The 19,736-nt window shown below is 53.7% G+C and carries 18 protein-coding genes; 2 read left to right on the forward strand and 16 right to left on the reverse strand.

The features are described from left to right. Window positions 1–31 precede the first annotated feature (31 nt). The 13 genes from ABID47_RS28030 to arfA form a co-directional block, all read right to left on the reverse strand. Complete coding sequence (locus tag ABID47_RS28030) at window positions 32–562, reverse strand: hypothetical protein (RefSeq protein ID WP_354501754.1); 531 nt, start codon at window positions 560–562, stop codon at window positions 32–34. Beyond that, a complete protein-coding gene (locus tag ABID47_RS28035; protein ID WP_105444979.1) occupies window positions 562–1,548 on the reverse strand; it encodes a Gfo/Idh/MocA family protein in 987 nt (328 codons plus the stop codon). The genes ABID47_RS28030 and ABID47_RS28035 overlap by 1 nt, the downstream gene beginning before the upstream one ends. Before the next feature lie 65 nt (window positions 1,549–1,613). Beyond that, complete coding sequence (locus ABID47_RS28040) at window positions 1,614–2,195, reverse strand: SLOG family protein (RefSeq protein ID WP_076173566.1); 582 nt, start codon at window positions 2,193–2,195, stop codon at window positions 1,614–1,616. A 319-nt stretch (window positions 2,196–2,514) separates the two neighbouring features. Beyond that, the gene (locus ABID47_RS28045) at window positions 2,515–3,147 is read right to left on the reverse strand and encodes an HlyD family secretion protein (protein ID WP_354501757.1); all 633 of its coding nucleotides are present in this window, start codon (window positions 3,145–3,147) and stop codon (window positions 2,515–2,517) included. A 42-nt stretch (window positions 3,148–3,189) separates the two neighbouring features. Further along, window positions 3,190–4,827: an MFS transporter gene (locus tag ABID47_RS28050; protein ID WP_354501760.1), complete on the reverse strand. Its 1,638-nt coding sequence runs from the start codon at window positions 4,825–4,827 to the stop codon at window positions 3,190–3,192. 158 nt (window positions 4,828–4,985) lie between these two features. Continuing rightward, window positions 4,986–5,414 (reverse strand): MarR family winged helix-turn-helix transcriptional regulator, encoded by a 429-nt coding sequence (locus ABID47_RS28055; protein ID WP_240913402.1) that lies wholly within the window; start codon window positions 5,412–5,414, stop codon window positions 4,986–4,988. Between the two features lie 435 nt (window positions 5,415–5,849). Then, the gene (locus ABID47_RS28060; RefSeq protein ID WP_354501763.1) at window positions 5,850–6,812 is read right to left on the reverse strand and encodes a glycoside hydrolase family 43 protein; all 963 of its coding nucleotides are present in this window, start codon (window positions 6,810–6,812) and stop codon (window positions 5,850–5,852) included. Between the two features lie 47 nt (window positions 6,813–6,859). After that, window positions 6,860–7,120, reverse strand: a complete 261-nt coding sequence (locus ABID47_RS28065) for a DUF6171 family protein (protein WP_105444976.1) — start codon at window positions 7,118–7,120, stop codon at window positions 6,860–6,862. A 60-nt stretch (window positions 7,121–7,180) separates the two neighbouring features. Next, window positions 7,181–8,665 carry an alpha-N-arabinofuranosidase gene (locus ABID47_RS28070; RefSeq protein ID WP_354501766.1) on the reverse strand — a complete coding sequence of 495 codons (1,485 nt, stop codon included), beginning with the start codon at window positions 8,663–8,665 and terminating at the stop codon, window positions 7,181–7,183. A 245-nt stretch (window positions 8,666–8,910) separates the two neighbouring features. Then, window positions 8,911–9,756: a carbohydrate ABC transporter permease gene (locus ABID47_RS28075; RefSeq protein ID WP_089548563.1), complete on the reverse strand. Its 846-nt coding sequence runs from the start codon at window positions 9,754–9,756 to the stop codon at window positions 8,911–8,913. Between the two features lie 51 nt (window positions 9,757–9,807). Beyond that, a complete protein-coding gene (locus tag ABID47_RS28080) occupies window positions 9,808–10,683 on the reverse strand; it encodes a carbohydrate ABC transporter permease (RefSeq protein ID WP_116233998.1) in 876 nt (291 codons plus the stop codon). A gap of 180 nt (window positions 10,684–10,863) precedes the next feature. Beyond that, window positions 10,864–12,078, reverse strand: coding sequence for an extracellular solute-binding protein (locus ABID47_RS28085; protein WP_435530681.1), 1,215 nt, complete (start codon window positions 12,076–12,078; stop codon window positions 10,864–10,866). A gap of 394 nt (window positions 12,079–12,472) precedes the next feature. Then, window positions 12,473–14,068: an arabinosylfuranosidase ArfA gene (arfA, locus tag ABID47_RS28090; protein ID WP_354501772.1), complete on the reverse strand. Its 1,596-nt coding sequence runs from the start codon at window positions 14,066–14,068 to the stop codon at window positions 12,473–12,475. A 302-nt stretch (window positions 14,069–14,370) separates the two neighbouring features. Here arfA and ABID47_RS28095 point away from each other — a divergent pair, with 302 nt between their 5' ends. Together ABID47_RS28095 and greA are read left to right on the forward strand one after the other, a co-directional pair. Continuing rightward, window positions 14,371–15,288, forward strand: coding sequence for an ArsR/SmtB family transcription factor (locus ABID47_RS28095; protein WP_076173556.1), 918 nt, complete (start codon window positions 14,371–14,373; stop codon window positions 15,286–15,288). Between the two features lie 102 nt (window positions 15,289–15,390). Continuing rightward, entirely contained in the window at window positions 15,391–15,864 is a 474-nt protein-coding gene (greA, locus tag ABID47_RS28100; RefSeq protein WP_076173555.1) for a transcription elongation factor GreA, read from the forward strand. A 143-nt stretch (window positions 15,865–16,007) separates the two neighbouring features. On the opposite strand, the gene ABID47_RS28105 is transcribed toward greA, so the two are convergent. From ABID47_RS28105 to ABID47_RS28115, 3 genes are all read right to left on the reverse strand, one after another. Beyond that, complete coding sequence (locus ABID47_RS28105) at window positions 16,008–17,699, reverse strand: ribulokinase (RefSeq protein WP_116233996.1); 1,692 nt, start codon at window positions 17,697–17,699, stop codon at window positions 16,008–16,010. 45 nt (window positions 17,700–17,744) lie between these two features. Continuing rightward, complete coding sequence (gene araD, locus ABID47_RS28110; RefSeq protein ID WP_105444971.1) at window positions 17,745–18,440, reverse strand: L-ribulose-5-phosphate 4-epimerase; 696 nt, start codon at window positions 18,438–18,440, stop codon at window positions 17,745–17,747. Between the two features lie 82 nt (window positions 18,441–18,522). Continuing rightward, entirely contained in the window at window positions 18,523–19,623 is a 1,101-nt protein-coding gene (locus ABID47_RS28115; RefSeq protein ID WP_181909246.1) for a GntR family transcriptional regulator, read from the reverse strand. Window positions 19,624–19,736 lie beyond the last annotated feature (113 nt).

Genomic DNA, 19,736 nt, shown 5'->3' on the forward strand with positions numbered 1-19,736 from the left:
CGATGAGGGAGAATAGCCCATGATGACCACTTTATCTTCCTTTTGGGTCCAGCAGGGCAGTCAGTTCGTCAAGGGTCCGGACGACATGCTCCAGCAGCCCCGGCAGATCCTCCATCTGTTCCTCGTCGATTTTCCGGTCAAACCGGATTTCCGCCGTATTCGACAAGCGTTTCGCCTCATCGCCATAGCGCCAGCTGAGCGTCTGCGACACCGACTGCTCCGGCCACCGCTGTTCCAGCAGGCTCTGGATGACAGCACATTCCTCGCCCTGCGGACCGACTTCCATATAAAAGCGGATTCGGATCGTGCACCCTGGCTGTGCCTCCTTCTGCTCCAGCAGCTCCGCGGCCAAATCGGCCAGCGAGGCGGCAAGACCGATCTCCGCGGTCACCGCTTCGTTCCCGCTTCGCACGAACCGAATGGCAAATTCCCTCGACATGACCGACATTTCCATCCGGTCGTCACGGCCGGTGACGCGAACCGCACCGTCCAGGTTGTCCAGGTCGTAGACCAGGTTCTCCACCGCCACCTTCAGGTTGTCGAAAATGCTCGGATCAAACATCACCATACGTCTGCCGCATACTTGAGACCGATCTGGCGTCTCGCATCCTCCATAATTTCCGCCACGATGAGGGAGCTCTCCAAAGAATTGATCTTGCTGTCGCGTTTGCCGCGTTCGATCAGCCGGATAAACTCGTCCAGCTCGTAGTACATCGATTCATGGGTCTGCAGCTGCGTGAGGTCTTCGACCGTGCCGTCCCTGTACTGGATTTTCACTTCATAAGGCTGGTTGATCCGGTCGATGACCATCGTTCCGTTCTCACCCTGAATCTCAGCGGGCAGGAAGGAGTCGGATATTTTCGAATACATAATAACCGCGTCCATTTCCGGATAGCGCAGCACCATACTGCCTTCCCCATCCACACCTGATGACAACATGATACCTGTCGCCTTCACGTATTCAGGCCGGCCAAAGAGCGAAACCATCGGATAGATGCAGTATATGCCCAAATCCATGAGTGAACCGTTGGAAAACTCGGGTTTGAAGGCGTTGAGCACCGTCCCCTCCTTAAAGGCGTCATAGCGCGAGGAATATTGACAGTAGCTGGCAAAGTACCGCCGGATCTGGCCGATTTTGTACAGGTTGTCCTTCATGATTCTGAAATTCGGCATCAGCGTGGACTTCATCGCTTCCATGAGCAGCACGTCATTGCTGCGGGCCGCCTCGATCATCCGCTTCAGTTCCAAGCTGTTTGAAGCCATCGGCTTCTCGCACAGCACATGCTTGCCGTGGTTCATGCACCGGATCGCCTGGTCCGCGTGAAAAGAGTTCGGGCTGGCGATGTAGACCGCGTCTACAACCCCGTCCGATAGCATTGCCTCGAGATCCGTGAACACCCGAGGAGATCCGTGCTCCGCGGCAAAAGCCTCTCCCTTTTCCAGGGTCCGGGAATATACTGCGGCAAGCTGAAACTGGTCATTCTCCGCGGCAGCCTGCAGAAACCGCTCCGTAATCCAGTTGGTTCCGATTACCCCGAATCGTATCATCTTCTCGCTTCCTCTCCTAACTTGTCAGTTCTGTCTTTGTGAATACTCACGATGACTATATTGTCTCATTCCCCAAAGAAGCTGTCCACTTCGGAATCCATGTCATGAGCGGCCTCGCCCACCATGGACTGAATATCTTCAGAGCTGATGTTGATATACTCATAGCCCTCTTCCTGCTGCTTCTTCAAGGCTCTCTCCTTATAAAACTTGCCGGTGCCCTCGCCCGCATCCTCGTCATAAACGAGCACGATGCCATCCGTCTTCCGGAACAGCAGATCATCCCTGGCCGCAAACTGCCACGGGCCGCTGTAGGGCTGGTTGCTGACGACACCGTAATAGTCGATCTCTCTGAGGATTTGCCGGTAATACTCCTGCTTATCTTCCTTCCACTTCTCTTCCGGGCTGGCAAAGGCCGATATGATCGAGCATTTGAGCTCTGGATACTGCTCTTTCAGCGCAATAGCCGCCTCGATGCCCCACAGGTCCACGCCGTACTGCCCCGGAGTGATGACCCACTCCAGTCCCTCTTCAAGGAGCGGAATCAGTTTAGCCGTGATCGCCTGCTTAATATACGGAATGCCCGGATGCTTCTGGCCGAAGATGTTCAGCTCATGCGCCCGGTATCCGGTGACCAGACAATTTTTCATACCATCAACACCTTAACTTAGTTGGAATACCTCTTCCTCAACAGATAATCCGCGAGTAATTCATTCCTTCTATCATACCTCGTTTTGCCTTGCGGCTTCCACCGCAAATTCAGATTGTGCTCGGTGCCGCTTTTTCCAGCATGGAGATGATAACCGCGAAATCAAGGCACAGGGAGTGGTCCAGAAAGCCGGAAGACGCCAAAAGGGCACCAGCCGCCAATCCATCGTGGCGGGGAGGTACCCCTTTATAGAAATATATATAAGTTGAACCAAGAAATACGATGCAAGCAAGGAAGTAAAATGATTCCCCTTATATAGATTACAAAGAAATTTTCACTTCGGCGTTCATGCCGGGAAGCACTTTATCCGAAGGCTGGTTGATCGAAATTTTGACAGGCACCTTCTGGGTGACCTTGGTGTAGCTGCCGGTTGAGCTTTGCTGCGGAAGCACCGAGAACACCGAGGTCGTTGCATAGCCGATTTCGTCGACCGTTCCGCTGAACGTTTTGCCCGAATCTCCGTCCACGTTAATATCGACGCTTTGGCCGACCTTCAGATCCTTCAGGTCCTTCTCCTTAATATTGGCGATGATGTACATATGATCCAAGTCAGCTTCCTGTGCGAGCACCTGTCCCGCCTGAACCAGCTCGTTCTTCCGCACATCGCTCTTGATGATTTTACCGTTCATCCGGGTGCTGACCGGTACGGCCTTCGTTCCGTCGGATACGGTGCCGACGACGTCCTTGTCAGTCACGTTCGATCCGGTCTTGACATGCCAGTCGGTCAGTACGCCGCTGTATGTGGATACGACGGGCATCATGTCCGCGGACACGACCGCGTCGCTTGTTTTGATGTAGTTTTCATTTTGGTAATAAACATAGGCGCCGGCTGCGATCAGTATAAACACGACCAGCACGCCCACAACATTTCCGATGATTAAACGAATGTTCATCTTGCCTGTTCTCCTCCATATCGTTCTTTTTCTGAATTTATCTTAAGAATGGGATTCCGCCGTTACTCTTTCCTTGGGACCCGGCAGGGCAAGCGGCTTTTTCGGCTTTTGCACAAGCGAAATGCCTTTGCCTGTCACGATTTTTCCGATCGACGCCAGCAATATAATGACTGCGAGAACCAGCATCATCGTAAACAAGTGATGGTACGCTCCTAGGATGGCCGCCCGCTTTGTATTAGCAATCAGCTCATAGGAAGCCGTGCTCTGCGCCTGGGCCGCCGTCATTCCCGATCCCATCAGCTTCCGGGTCATCTGTGCCAGCTCCAGCTTCGTTTCGGCATCAAACTCGCCCAGATGAGAGCGGATCTGCTCGTAATTCATGGTGTTCTGACGGCTCAAATACCAGCCCAGCAGCGGAGACAGCACCGCGCCGACGATATTCCGCATCGTATGCAGCGTCGTGGAGCGCATGGAGGCTTTATGAATATCCCCCGCGAGGGCCGTGCCGAGCGCTCCGCTGACCAAAGCCATACTGACGCCGCCGCCAAGGCAGGCGGCCTGGAAGTAAAGCTTAGGCAGCGTTACGGTTGGCACCAGGTTCCGCCAGCTGAGGCAGACATAAATAATGGCCAGCGATCCGATAAAACCCAGGACGCCGGCGCCGAGCCGGTCGTACAGCAGGGTTTTCAAAATAGCCGTGATCAGAATACCGACGAAGAACCACATGAAAAAATGGGCCAAATAACTTGGCGACAAGCTGACGTTATTTTTCAAAAAGCCGGTGATTCCCGCAATCGCAAAGATGAGCACCGCATGGGACGCGATCGCCATGATCGTGCCCGAAATCGGCTTGGGCGCCTTCAGCGTACGGAAAGGAACGAGCGGCGTCTTGGCTCTGAGGTCGACGATGACGAACAGAACCGCCAATATGACGGCGACGGCCAAAAACGGCCACACTTCATACGATGTAAACCCCTTTTGCATCAAATTGCACAGTGGAATCACCAGCGAAATCATGGTCAATACAAACAAAAACACTCCCGTTTTATCCAATGGCTCGTGTTCGCCGTGATGCTCCTCCGATCTCGGCAGGCCGTAATAGCCGACGGCCAGACAAAGGACGGCGGAGGCGACGTTCAGCACGTACAGCCAGCGCCAAGCGTCCAGGCTGAGGGAGACGGCTCCGAAATAGGCTCCGACGGCACTTGCCCCAAACAGGCCCGAGATGACCATAAACAGAAATGTATTGCGGATCTTGTTCGGAAATGAACGGAGGCTCACCGGCAAAATCGCCAGAAACAGCGTACCGGCACTGAGGCCCTGAATCACCTTCCCGATCGTCAAAGCGGCCACATCGGTGGACACGGCGTTGATCAACGAGCCGCACAAAAAAATAAACACCATCGTCAGATAGTGCGCCTTGAGGCCGAATCTGCGGGCAAGCACCGGTCCAAACGGTACTCCGAGCGCGAAAGCCAGGTTCGACAGCGTGGACGGCAGCTGCAGATCATTCGAGCTCATATCCAGCCCGTTCTGAATGATCACCTGGTTGATGGTATAAGCCAGATTGCTGAAGTATTGGGGCCCGATCGCAAAAATCGTCAGCAGCGATATGATCAAATACTGCGGAACGGCCACCCTTTCTTTCTCCGACATCGAAGTGCTAATGAGTTGACTCATCCGGATTCCTCCTTTCGTCTTGTATATGATTACGTCCGTATGCAGAACAACTTGTAAATAGCAAGTTGTATTATACAACATATGCGGATCAGCTGGCAACGGGATTTTCGCAGGCAGCGAGAAAAAGCTATTGGATAAATCCACAGCTTTTTCCTGATCTACTTATGCCGTTGTTTCAAATCCCGGTTAAGCCGGGTCAGGCTGTCTTCCAAGTGCTGCAGCCCATCACCGTTCCATTCCTTGAGGATGTCCGCGTACGCATCATGTCTGGCTTTCTGGACTTTGTGGAGAATATCCAGCCCGCCGGGCGTAATTTCAATGAGGCTGATTCGGCCATTATTCGTGTCCGGATACCTCTTGACGTAATCTTTGGATTCCAGCACCGCGATTTGCCTGCTGGCCGTGGACAGGTTCAGCAGCAGATGCTCTGCCAGCACATTGATCGCCAGCGGGCCCGCGTGCTCCAGCTCGCTGAGCAGAAGATACTCCGACCGGTCCAGGTTCCCGAATCTGGGGCTGAGCGCCGTCGTCAGCCGGACCAGCAGGGCGATCTGGTACTCGATCATATCCAGTCGATCTTTGTTCAACTTCCTCCCCCTCTTCTCTCGCTAAACCGCTCTCATAAATATATCATACCACTGCGCGAAGGGACTTTGCATCCGGGGGGCCGGGTAAATAAGAAGAACGTCAATCGAGTACATTCATTATGAGTACCGGCAGCGGTTGGATAATCTGAAAAATGGAAATGGATGATGGGGCAAGTACGTAAAATGTCCCTACGATCACTTTTGTTTTCAGATTTCTTGATTGGATTGAACCATTGCAAGGTAGAAATCCGAAAGCCAAAGCATATGCTTCCGATGTTAGCTTTCCTTTGGAAAAGCTCTTAGGACCGCTTCGCTTCTTCGGAATCATTTTACTCCCTTGCAAGCATCGTTTTCGTTAGTTCAACTTAAAAACTTAAAGGAGCCTGCAGACAAGCTGCAGACTCCTCAAGATCTTGTTTGACGTACAATTACAAATTACCGTTCTCCATCCTTCACCGGAACCCCGAAATTCGGTGTCCCATCCTCATTCCAGCCGAAGATCTGCATCCGCGTATGCCGGTTCGGATCGTACAGCGGATCGCCGGTAATTTCTTTATAATTCCGGGCATGATAAACGATGACGTCTTCCCCGTCCTCAGATACCGTAAAGCTGTTATGCCCCGGCCCATACTGCCCGTTCTCCTCGTTGGTGGCGAATACCGGTTCCGGCGACTTCACCCAGGAGGCCGGATCCAGCAGATCCGCCGATTCGTCGGCATACAGCAGTCCCATGCAGTAATTGTGGTCGGTGGCGCTGGCCGAATAGCTGATGAAGATGCGTCCATTCCGCTTCAGTACGGCTGCCCCTTCGTTGACTTTAAAGCCGATTACTTCCCACGGATACTCCGGGGTCGAGATCATAACCTGCTTGCCCTGCAGCGTCCACGGATTGCTCATTTCCGAAATGTACAGATTTGAATTGCCCTCGATGTCCGGGTCTTTCTGGGCCCAAACATAGTACAGCACTCCGTTATGCTCAAAGGTGGTCGCGTCCAGCGCAAAGGACTCCCACTGGGTGCGGATCTTTCCCTTCTCCGTCCAGGTTCCTTCCAGCGGATTGGCCGAGTCGTTCTCCAGGACATACATCCGGTGGTCGAACAATCCGTCATTGGTCTCGGTCGTCCGCGCCGCCGCAAAGTAGATGTACCATTTTCCCTGAATAAAATGAATCTCCGGCGCCCAGATGTTCGCGCTGAGCGGTCCGGTCTCGTATTTGCGCCATGCCACAACCGGTTCGGCTTCACCCAAACCCTGCAATGTCTTGGAACGTCGGATTTCGATCCGGTCGTACTCCGGCACAGAAGCCGTGAAATAATAATAACCATCCGTATGCTTATAAACCCATGGATCGGCGCGCTGCTCCACGACCGGGTTGTTGTAAGTTTCGTTTCTCTCCATATCAGGCTCTCCTTTATGTCTATGTCTTCATGCCAAAATCAATAGTTCTAGCTCCATTTCGGGGCAAAGGGATAAGGACAAGCGGATTCCAGCAGCCGGGTCTTCACCTCAACGAGACAGCCGCAGTATTGGCAGGTCGTTCCGTATTGAAGCCCCGGACACTGTTCGCACTGCCCGATCCGCCGGCGGTATACCTCTTCGGATGCCGTCTCCCTGCCGCGGGTCGCGATCTCTACGAGCCGCTGCAGTTTTTCCGGCGAAACCTGGACGCTCTCGCTGCACCCTTTGCAGCCTTCCTGACGGTCCATGACAACACACCCTCCCTATTTGCTGTTACTGTAATGGCGCTGCACGCAGTCAACCTTCGATTAATGAATGGCCAGCGTAACGACGGACATCGGCGGCAGCTTCACGCTCAAACGACCGCCTTCAACATTGGCGCCGTCAAACGCTTTTGGTGCCACGGCATCCGGCTGCTCGAACGTATTGTGCGCGTTCATCCGGTCGGCCGTCAGAATCGTGCCGGAAGCCTGCACGCTTTCGGCAGCAAGGCCGCGAAGGTCCAAGCTGATTTCGGCTTCGCCGGCATGGTCGATGTTGACCAGGCTGACATGCACCTTGCCTTCGGCATCCCTGGAAGCCGACACGGTTACCTGCGGCAGTGCCTCGCCGCCCATTTCATAGCTTCCGACCGCAGACTCGACGGCCAGCACCTCCGCATCCTGATGGACCTTGAACATATCGAACACATGATACGTCGGCGTCAGGATCATCTTCTCGCCTTCGGTCAAAATCATCGCCTGAAGGACGTTCACCGTCTGCGCGATGTTCGTCATCTGGACACGGTCCGCATGGTTGTGGAAAATGTTAAAGTGCACGCCGGCCACCAGCGCGTCGCGGATCGAGTTCTGCTGGTACAAAAATCCCGGATTTGTGCCCGGCTCCACGTCAAACCAGGTGCCCCACTCGTCGATGATCATGCCGACGCGCTTCTCCGGATCGTATTTGTCCATGATCGTGCTGTGCTTCGTGATCAGTTCGTCCATATGCAGCGCCTTCTTCATGGTGATAAACCATTCGCCTTCTTCAAAATCGAGCGCCGAGCCTTTGCCCAGCCAGAAGTCGCCCGGAATCGTATAGTAGTGCAGGCTCAGACCGTCCATCAGCCAGCTGGCGTTTTTCATCAGCACTTCCGTCCAGTTATAATCGTCCACATTGGCGCCGCCGGCGATTTTGTAAATTATATTGTCGCCGTAATTACGTACGTACGTCTGATAACGGCGGTACAGATCAGCATAGTATTCGGGACGCATGTTGCCTCCGCAGCCCCAGTTTTCGTTGCCGACGCCAAAATACTTCAGCTTCCACGGCTGCTCTCTGCCGTTCTCCTTGCGCCAGTTGGCCATCGGCGATTCGCCGTCAAAGGTCATGTACTCGACCCACTCGGACATCTCCTGAACCGTGCCGCTGCCGACGTTACCGCAGATGTACGGCTCGCATTCCAGCAGCTCGCAGAGCAGCATAAATTCATGGGTGCCGAAATGGTTATTTTCGACGACTCCGCCCCAGTGCGTATTGACCATCCGTTTACGGCCTTCCCTTGGACCGACGCCGTCCTTCCAGTGGTACTCATCGGCAAAGCAGCCCCCCGGCCAGCGCAGAACCGGCACCTTGATGTTCTTAAGAGCAGCCAGTACGTCGTTGCGGATTCCCTTCGTATTCGGAATCGGCGAATCCTCGCCGACCCAAATCCCTTCATAAATGCAGCGGCCCAGATGCTCCGCAAAATGGCCGTATATATTTTTATTGATTTTCCCTTTGGAAATATCCGTATTGACGATCACGTTATGCATAGCTGAATCCTCCCACGAGATGCTAGATAGGTTGAACTAAAGAATACGATGCAAGCAAGGGAGTAAAATGATTCCGAAGAAGCGAAGCGTTCATATTTGGCTTTCGGATTTCTCCCTTTCACGGGTTCAATCCAATCAAGAAATCCGAAAACAAGAGATGATCGTAGGAACATTTTACGTACTTGCCCTAAACATTCATTTTCAACTTTTATTTAGATCTTCTTTATTTTGATAAAAACTTCCTATTATCCTTTAATGCCAGAGTTCAAATTGATCGACTGAATAAAATATTTCTGGGCGAACGCGAACAGAAGCAGCGTCGGAATGATCGCCAGCATCGCCGAGCCCATCAGCTGCCCGATCATGCGGTAGTTGCCGTAAATATCCTGAAGCAGCAGCAAGCCCGCTGTAATCGGCATTTTATCCACGTCCGTATAGACGATAACCGGCCACAGGAAGTCGTTCCACGATCCGACGAAGGAAAACAGGCCGCACACGATCAGCACCGGCTTGATGAGCGGAAGGATGATCGAAAAATAAATGCGGAAATCCCCTGCGCCGTCCACACGCGCCGATTCGTCCAGCTCGCCCGGAATACCTTTCATAAACTGCCGGACCAGAAAAATGTTGCCCATACCTGCGAGACCGGGAATGATCATGGCCCAAGAAGTGTTCACCCAGCCGAAGGCGTCGATGATTTTATAGGAAGGGATGATGTTGACGACGCCCGGAAAAAACGAAATGCCCAGCAGCGTGAAGAACAGCGTGTCTCTCCCTTTGAAGTTCATGCGGGAATACCCGTAACCCGTAAGCGAAATAATGACGATGACGAGCAGGGTGTGCGATACCGCGATAAAGACGGAATTGAACAGCCAGCGCAAAATCGGTGCCGTGGACGTATTCTCCAGAATGGCGACGTAATTCTCAAATATCCATTCCTTCGGAAACAGCCGAAAGCCCGAGGACACGACCTCGGTCTGCGAACGGAAGGAAGTCGTAATTCCGAACACGACCGGAATCACCCAAATGACGCAAAGCACGATCAAGAACAGGTAAGCGATATATTTGGAGATACTTACTTTTTTGGACATTTTGATTAACCCTACCTCTCGTATCCTAAATCCAGCCTCTGCCTAAGCGGCCTATCTCGTATTTCGATTCATGACATAGTACTGCAGCGCCGAAATGACCAGAATGACCAAACCGAGCAGTACGGCCATCGCCGACGCCATGCCGGCAATCGATTCCCCTTGGCCGAAGGCCAGCTGGCGGATGTACATCATCAGGACGTGCGTGCTCTGTCTCGGTCCCCCATCGGTCATCATTAACGGCTGGCCGAACACGTTGAACGCGCCTGCCGTCGTCATGACGAACGTATAGATCAGCGGGAAATTGATGGATGGCAGGGTAATGCTGAAAAATCTGCGCACGGAACCGGCTCCGTCGATCTCCGCCGCCTCGTATAGTTCCTTAGAGACGCCGGCAATGGACGCACGGTAAATGATCATGTTGCCGCCGACGCCGCCCCATACCGTGATGACGAAAATAATAATCCACGCATAAGGCTGCGTCGCCGCCCAGGCCACCTGCGAATGGAATACGTTGCCGGTAATGCCCAGCTGTTTATTGAAAATAAGCAGCCAGATCAGAGCAGCCGCGGAAATGGAGATCAAGCCGGGAATATAGATGATCGACTGAATGACGCCTTTCAGCTTGACCTGCTTGTGCTCGAGCGCGACGGCGACCAGCAAAGGAATGACGATGAGCAGCGGTACGCTGATCACGACGAACAGCAGTGTATTTTTCAGGCCGTTGAAAAATTGGGTGTGGAAGGTCGAGCTGCTGTCGAACAAAATCGTTTTATAGTTGGCCAGGCCGATCCATACCGGATCGTTCATCAGGTTCCACTGCGTAAACGAAGCATAGATCCCGTAAATCGTTGGAATCAGAATGAAGATAAGAAACAGAATCAGATGAGGGCCGACAAAGAAAAACGGTGCAAATGATTTCTTATTCATAGCCTTGTAATTTCTCCTTTTGGAGAAATAATGCGCCAGACGCTTTCGGTCCGGCACACTATTTCCTTCGTTCTGTATAGATTGAACTAAAGTTTTTGCATGGAACCTCCTGTTAAAACGGCCCTCATACGGCCTATAACATTCATTTCTTTAGTTCATTCTATCTGCTTAGCAAAAGGCCTACTTGGTCGCCTGTTTACTGCTGCTCTCTGCGATCTTATCCTCGACGAACTTCTGCATCGTCTGCAGCGTTTCGTCCAAGTCCACATTGCCCCGGACGATATCGGCACAGTACGTATCCACGGCTTCGGCTACGTACGGATAGTATTCGTAAGTGTAGATGTACAGCGATTTGGTCTCCTGCTCATTCGAGGTGAAGAAGGACTGCATGAACTGCTTGTACTCCGGACTTTCGTTCACCTGCTTACTTGCGACGATTTGTCCGGCTTTCGCCCATTCCAGGGAGTGCTCGCGCACGAATTCCAGGAAGGCGCCGATGCCCGCTTCTTTCTCATCCGAACGCTTGTCGTTCTTGAACATCGTGAACAAGTGGGAGGAAGCGCGGTTCGTAAACTTGTCCGTCGTCGGCGAGTACACGTTGGTTACGCCGAAATTGAGGCCGTCAACCTTGGCGTGGGCCGTCGAGCTCCAAGTTCCGTCTGTCGAGAACAGCACTTTGCCGGACTGGAACATCAAGTAGCCGTCTTCGCCGAACGGTGTCATGAGGCCGGCGTCGGCGATCTTTTTCACATTTTCAAAAGCCTGCTTCATCACCGGCGTATTGACGGCTGGCTTGCCGTTTTCCTGGATGTCTCCGCCCAGGTCCTGAACCTGTGCCAGAATGACCCAGCCCAGCAGCGCATCGTTGACGACATATTCGTCCGAAGCCAGTTTGCCTTTCAGGGACAGCATTTCGTCGATGGTCACGATATTGTCGTCGAGAATGGATTCCGCGTTATACTTCTTCAGCAAATCTTTGTTGTAGTACATGACGTTGCTGTGAATGTCGAGCGGAACCGTATATTGGGTGCCGTCGATGTTGCCTGTGGACCAGGCTTGCGGCAGGTAATTCGCTTCCTTGATTTCCGGCTGCCCCTTGATCGCGCTTTCGATCGGTTCCAGCACGCCCTGCTTCGCGAAGCCGGGAACGCGGTCGGCATGGATAATGGCCAGATCCGGAACGCCCTTGCCCGAGTTCAGCACGGTAGAAAGCTTGGTGTACATATCGGAAGTGATGACGTGCTTCACTTTGATGTCGGGATTCGTCGCGTTGTATTCTTTGACGATCTCATCCATGTAAGCTCCGTCGTCGCCCGTCAGCGGCGTCCAGAACGTAATCGTCTTCTCGCTGCTGCTTCCGCATGCCGACAACAGCATGCTTGCCGCAAATATCATCAATAATGAAATAACAAAGCTCTTCTTCAAAACTTCCGCCCCCTAAATGGAATACTATATCTCGTATTTTTTTATTGTTCAGCGTACTCCTTTTGATTTGAAAAACTTGAAAGCTTGCAATTTCACACGAACCCTTTTCACTTGTACGTACATGTTGATGTACATCAAGGCCATGTTGGATAGATGCCGCCATCTCTCCTGCGGGTCGTTTCGTCCCACAAAAAACATCTGCCGTTCCTCTTGGCACGATCTTTCCATTGCCAAACGTCAAAGAGGAATCGGCAGATGCAGTCATGCGAGTCTATGATGTTATGGGTTACGTCCATGCCAATGGGTTATGAAGGCTGGTATGCCGGAACTCGCCTGCCAGCCGGGTAGCAAGGACCTGCCCTAATTAAGCTTTTTTCAGCCGGATCACGTTCCAGGATGCCTTGGACAGGCGGGTGCTCACAAACCCGTCCTTCAATGCCGCACTGCCGTGCGAATGCGGTTTAACGTTCTCTTCAGCCGCAGTATTGACCGCTTTCAAATCATCATTCTCCAGAACGATATGCTCAGCAATCTGGTAGCCTTCAAAGCCTCTGACGTCGCATTCCACGTCGAGCGCCTCCTCCAGATGGCGATTCAGTGCAAAGATGGTCAGCTCTTCTTCCTCTTCGTTATATACGACCGCCGTCTCCAAATAAGGCACATCGGTATAATCCTGGGCGTCGTATTTCGGCGAATCCACGATCGGTTGCAGGGATACCCCGCGGCCGTAACGTGAAGCGTGCAGGTATGGATAGAAAATCGTCTGCTTCCAGGAGCGCCCTCCGGTCTCGGTCATGATCGGTGCGATCACGTTGACCAGCTGCGCAAGGCAGGCCATCTTCACCCGATCGGCATGCTTCAGGAAGGTGATGAGCATCCCGCCGACCAGCAGCGCGTCTTCAAAGTTGTAGACATCCTCCAGCTGCGGCGGACCGACGGTCCAGGGATCGATCTTCGTATCCGCATCGTTTGAATGGTACCAGACGTTCCACTCGTCGAAGCTCAGGTACATCGTCTTCTTACTCCGCTTCTTCGCCTTCACGTAGTCGCAGGTTGAAATGACGGTGCGAATAAAATGGTCCATGTCCATCGTACGCGCCAGGAAGTTCGCCGAATCGCCGTCCCGGTTGCCGTAGTACTGGTGCAGGGATACGAAGTCGGCTACGTCATATGTATGATCCAGTGTAATGGCTTCCCATTCCGGGAAGGTCGGCATGCCCGTACTGGAGCTGCCGCATGATACCAGCTCGATATCGGGATCCACCAGCTTCATGGCCTTGCCGGTCTCATAAGCCAGGCGTCCGTACTCCTGCGGCGTCTTCTGGCCGATCTGCCAAGGACCGTCCATTTCGTTGCCGAGGCACCAGGTTTTGACCTTATGGGGCTGATCATAGCCGTGGCTGCGCCGCAAATCGCTCCAGTAGCTTCCGCTTGGATGGTTGCAGTACTCAAGCAGGTTCCTTGCCGCATCCACGCCCCGCGTTCCCAGGTTGACCGCCATCATGACTTCGGAGCCGATCTCCTTGGCCCATGCCATGAACTCGTTCGTCCCGACTTCGTTCGGCTCGACGGTGCGCCAGGCCAGCTCCAGCCTTCTTGGACGCGACTCGCGCGGACCGACGCCATCTTCCCAATTGTAGCCGGACACAAAATTGCCCCCGGGATAACGGATAATGGGCACGCCCAACTCCTGGACCAGCTGCTTTACGTCCTCCCGGAAACCGAGGCTGTCCGTCTCGGGATGGGACGGGTCATATATGCCGCCGTATACGGCGCGGCCTAAATGCTCAATAAACGAGCCGTAGATGCGCTTATCCACTTCGGCGATCCGAAACGCCTTGTCCACGACCACCCTGGCCTTATTTGCTGCTGATGCCACTGATATCACCTTCCATTTTAGAAAATAATAAAATAATTTGAGATAAATTGAATGAATCCGTTTACAAGTATAAAATAACATAGATGAAGTATGCTGTAAATAAATAAATGTAAATCTATTTATATTTTTTTAAACTAAAATGAATTTTCTGTGTCCGGCGCGATGTATAAACTCTAAAAAACCTTATAAAATCAAGGAAAATGCTAGTTTGTTTTACTTTAAAAATACCTAAAGATGCCTCTGTGATTTGTAGAATATGCTATGACTATTTCGTATATATCTACAAAAAAGGAATGCATGCTTTCATTAACGATTTAGTTAGTTTATAATTATTTAAAATAAAAGAACACCACCTCTACAATCGGAAGAAGGTATTCAATTCCATGATCTATATTAAAAATCTGATGAGCGGGATCGACATTTTCAAGGCCCTCAGCTCGGAAATCCGGATCCAAATTCTCGAACTGCTCGCGAAAAACCAGGCGCTGAACCTGAACGACCTGGCCACCCGGCTGAACCTCAGCAACGGTGCGATTACGATGCACATCAAAAAGCTGGAAGAAAGCGGTCTGATTGAGATCAATACCAGCGTCGGCAAACACGGCATTCAGAAGATCTGTTACTTGAATAAGGACAAACTGATGGTTGACCTGCGCAGCAGGGACGTCGAAAACCTGTATGAAGTTGAAATTCAAGTCGGCCACTACAGCAACTATCAGGCGGTACCTACCTGCGGTTTGGCCACCAAGGACAGCATCGTAGGCGACTTTGACGACCCGCGCTATTTTGCGGATCCGCAGCGGATCGACGCCGAGATCATTTGGCTGGCGGAAGGGTTTCTGGAATACCGGATTCCGAATTATTTGAAGCCGAACCAGACGTTCCGCGAGATCCAATTTTCCATGGAGCTCAGCTCGGAAGCTCCGGGATATAACGATAACTACCCGTCGGACATTTATTTTCACTTAAACGGGATCGAAATCGGTTCCTGGACCAGCCCGGGGGACTTCGGGGATGCCCGCGGCACGTTTAACCCGGATTGGTGGCCGCCGCATCTGAACCAATATGGCATGCTGAAGCTGATCCGCATCAACAACGATGGCAGTTTCATCGACGGCTGCCGGATTTCCGACGTGACGCTGGACCAAATTCAGCTGGATTACAAGAGCGAGCTTACCTTCCGCCTCTCGGTCACCGAGCAGTCGGTCAACAAGCGCGGCCTGACCATCTATGGCAAAAATTTCGGCAACTACAGCCAGGATCTGCTCGCCCGCGTATTGTATGATGTTAAGGAAGACTAATACTCGACTGAGCTTGCCCCTCTTCAATTTACGCGCTAACGCCGAATGTTTCGCATGAAATATGGATATCGTGTAAAATGTAATGAAGAGGAGTTGTGAACTATGTCCAATGACGAAATTATTTTGACCCCCGAAGGCCTTGCCCAACTTGAGGCTGAGCTTGAGGAATTGAAGACCGTCAAGCGCAAAGAGCTGGCCGCACGCATCAAGCTGGCGATCAGCTACGGCGACTTGAAGGAGAACAGCGAATATCACTCCGCCAAAGATGACCAAGCTTTTATGGAGACCCGCATTTTGCAGCTGGAGAAAATGCTGACCAAAGCCCGCATTGCCGATAAGGCAGACTCATCTGCTGTCAGTGTCGGCTCGTTCGTGAAGCTGCACGACATCGAGTTCAAGGAAGATCTCGAGTACCGCGTGGTTGGTCCGGCGGAAGCTGATGTCTACCAGAACAAAATCTCGTATGAAAGCCCGCTGGGCAAAGAGCTGATCGGTAAAACGGTCGGGGACGTCGTGACCGTCGATGCACCGATGGGGCTGATCAAATACGAGGTGCTGGAAATCCGTTCTTCCTAAATGACAGCTGCAGTTACCTAATAGGCCATACGTCTAAACAAGGACCGTTCCTGAATACAGGACGGTCCTTTGTTATGAGATCAGATAGTATAAGTTTCGAGCCTCCGCTTCCGGATCTCGCAAGAAAAACTTCCGCGAAATTATTACCGGACGGGCTTCAGCTCCGCTTCCGTGGACAGCTTGATCTTCTTCAGCCGCTTCATCACATCGTTCTCGCCGCGGCCAAAATAATCGTGCAGCAGGTTATATTCCTGATACAGCTTCTCGTATACTTCAACGTTCTCCGGAATCGGCTTGAACGTCTCCTCCTTAACGCGCGCCATTTGCTGCGCCGCCGTCACGACATCGTCGTAGCCGCCGGCTTCCTTGCCTGCAGCCACCGCGGCGAAAATCGCGGCGCCGAGCGCCGGCGTCTGCTTGGAATCCGCCACGAAAATTTCGCGTTTGGTCACGTCGGCGTATATCTGCATCAGCAAGCGATTTTTCTGCGGCAGGCCGCCGCAGGCGTAGAGCGCATCCACATCGACACCGCTCTCCTGGAACGCGTCGACGATTTTCCGGGTGCCGAAGGCGGTCGCTTCAAGCAGGGCACGGTATACTTCCTGCGGCTTTGTCAGCAGCGTCATGCCAAGGATCATCCCCGTCAGGTCGGTATCGACCAGAACAGAGCGGTTGCCGTTCCACCAGTCGAGCGCGAGCAGGCCCGATTGGCCCGGTTTGTAGGCAGAGGCTTCCCTTTCCAGCCATTGGTGAACACTCAGCCCTTCCTTCGCCGCGGCTTCTTTCACATAGGCAGGCAAGGATTCTTCCACGTACCATTCAAAAATATCCCCGACCGCCGACTGACCGGCTTCGTATCCGAAGAGCCCCGGAATGATGCCGTCCTCTACGACGCCGCACATGCCTTCGACTTCTTTTTCCTCCGTGCCGAGCACCATATGGCAGATCGACGTGCCCATCGCCATGACGAGCTTGCCCGGCGTCACGACGCCGACCGCCGGCACGGCCGCATGGGCGTCCACGTTGCCTGCCGCCACCGCGATGCCCGGCTTAAGGCCCATCATCTCCGCCATGGCCGGCTGCAGCCCTCCGGCATTGCTTCCGAGCGGAATGACCTCGCCGCGCAGCTTCGTATCGGTCAGATGCTCCAGGCGCGGATCGAGCGCTTTGAAGTATTCCTTCGACGGATAGCCGTCACGCTTATGCCAAATCGCCTTATAGCCCGCCGTACAGCTGTTGCGGACGATGTTGCCTGTCATCTGCGAGATGACCCAGTCCGTCGCTTCCAGAAACATGTTCGTCTTCTCATAGATGTCCGGCGCCTCGTCCAGGATTTGCCAAATTTTAGCGATCATCCACTCGGACGAAATTTTGCCGCCGTACCGGGCCAGAAACGCCTCACCGCGCTCCTCGGCGATGCGGTTGATCTTGTCGGCTTCCGGCTGCGCCGCGTGATGCTTCCACAGCTTCACCCAGCTGTGCGGCTGGTCCGCCAGCTCGGCCTGGAAGCACAGAGGCTCGCCGGCCTCGTCGACAGGCAGCATCGTACAGGCGGTAAAATCGATGCCGATGCCGATGATATCCTCGGGATTGACTCCCGATTCACGAACGACGGCCGGCACGGAAGTTCTCAGCACCTCCAGGTAATCGTCCGGATGCTGCAGCGCCCAATCATACTCCAGCTTGATGCCCGATCCGGGCAGCCGCTCGTCGATGACATGGTGCGGATACGGCGTCACATGGTCGGCGATTTCATGGCCGTTCGACAAATCCACCAGTACAGCACGTCCGGACTGGGTCCCATAATCCACTCCGATGGTATACTTTTTCCCCATTTTGGATTCCTCCGCGTTTTCAAAATTTATAAGTGCTGTGCGATATCACTTCTGCCCGTAGTAGGCGTTAACGCCATGCTTCCGCAAAAAGTGGCGGTCCAGCAGGCTCTGGTCCATCGGCGGCGTCTCCGGGTTCAGCTGAAGCATCCGGGCCGTAATCTTGGCCACTTCCTCGAGCACAACCGCATTGTGCACCGCATTATGCGCATCCTTGCCCCAGACGAACGGGGCATGCGCATGCACGAGAATCCCCGGCACCTCCAGCGGGTCCAATCCCAGCTCGTGAAAACGTTCCACGATGACGTTGCCGGTCTCCAGCTCGTAAGCGCCTTCAATCTCCACCTTCGTCATCGGTCGGGTAACCGGAATCTCACCGTAGAAATAGTCGGCATGCGTCGTCCCGCAAGCAGGCAGCGCCCGCCCGGCCTGGGCCCAGCTTGTACCCCACGGGGAGTGGGTATGCACCACGCCGCCGATTTCCGGGAAGGAGCGGTACAGCACCATATGCGTCGGCGTATCGGACGACGGGCGCAAATTCCCTTCAACCACCCGGCCTTCCAGGTCCACAACGACCATGTCCTCCGCCTTCAATTCTTCGTAAGGCACCCCGCTCGGCTTAATGACGAACAGCCCGCTCTCGCGGTCGATGCCGCTGACATTTCCCCAGGTAAACGTGACGAGCCCGTGTTTGGGCAGGTCCAAATTCGCTTCCAGCACCTGCTGTTTCAGTGCTTCCAGCATTGCAGACACTTCCTCTCCCACTATAGTTGTACGTACAAGTTGTATGATGAAAGTCCGCATAACCGGACTTTCATCTGCCTTTTTACACGTTAACGTTCAGGTTTACAACCGAGTCCCGCTCCACCAGCTCGGGTTCGTACAGGGTATCTCCGGGAGCCAATCCCTCTTCGATCATCGCGATCAGCTGGCTGGCCGCATCCCGGCCCATGGCCGTCTTGGGATGGGTCAGCGTCGTCAGCTTCGTTCCGGAAGCCGAGGCCAGCATCGAGTCGTCGAAGCCGACGAACGACACGTCCTCCGGCACTCGGAGTCCGAGCTGCAGCGCGGCCCCCATCAGGCTGACCGCCAGCTCGTCGTTGTAGCAGACGAATGCGGTCGGCCGTTCCTCCGCCGCTCCGCTCAGCAGCTGCAGCGCCTGCCGGAACGGCAGGTCGTTCTTCTGCTCGGTCGTATACGTGACGACCCGCTTGGGGGCTACGGCGACGCCGCGCGCTTTGTGGGCGGCCAGAAAGCCCTTCAACCGGTTGACGCCCTGCAGGTCGTCCCGCTTGAAGAATCCGGCGATCCGGGTATGCCCGTTCGCCAGCAGATGGTCGGCTGCCTTGTAGCCGCCCAGCTCATCGTCGACCCGAAGCAGCGGGCACTCGAGCTCCCGGTACTTCTCGTTGATCATCAGGTAAGGAATGCCCTTCTCCTGCAGCTCCAAATAGTAGCCAAGGTTCGGGTTGCCCTCCGCGCTCTTCGTCGGTTCGATGATCAGTCCGCTGAGCGGCTGGCTGGTCATCAGCTTCAGGCTCTCCATTTCCTTGTCCTTGTTATTGTCGGTGCTGGACAGCAGCAGCCGGTAGCCTCTGCTCCGCAGCTCGGCTTCCGCACCCCGTACGATGTGCGGGAAGATGTAATCCGATATATAAGTCGTCATAATGCCGATCGTCTTGACCAGCTCGCTCTCGCGGCGTCCCGGAAAGCGGGCGAAGGTGCCTTTGCCCTGGATCCGTTCAAGCCAGCCTTCCTTCTCCAGCTCGCTGAACGTCTGGCGCACCGTCTGGCGGCTCAGGCCGAACTGTTCGGCAATTTCATTTTCAGAAGGAACCTGCTGCCCGGGCTTCAGCTTGCCCGATTCAAACCAGGACAGCAGCTCGTTCTTCAGTAGAATATATTTGGGAATCCGTCTGTTATTCATCATTCACCTCAGCGGCATGCTCTGTATTTCGGCCTTGCGGGCTGGATCTGCCGATTCATCCCGGAAGGCTTCGTTCTCTTTGAGTATTGTAACACAAGGCCGGGTGAACACAG

Source organism: Paenibacillus favisporus, from assembly GCF_040545415.1.
In the GTDB taxonomy this organism is placed as follows: domain Bacteria; phylum Bacillota; class Bacilli; order Paenibacillales; family Paenibacillaceae; genus Paenibacillus_AQ; species Paenibacillus_AQ favisporus.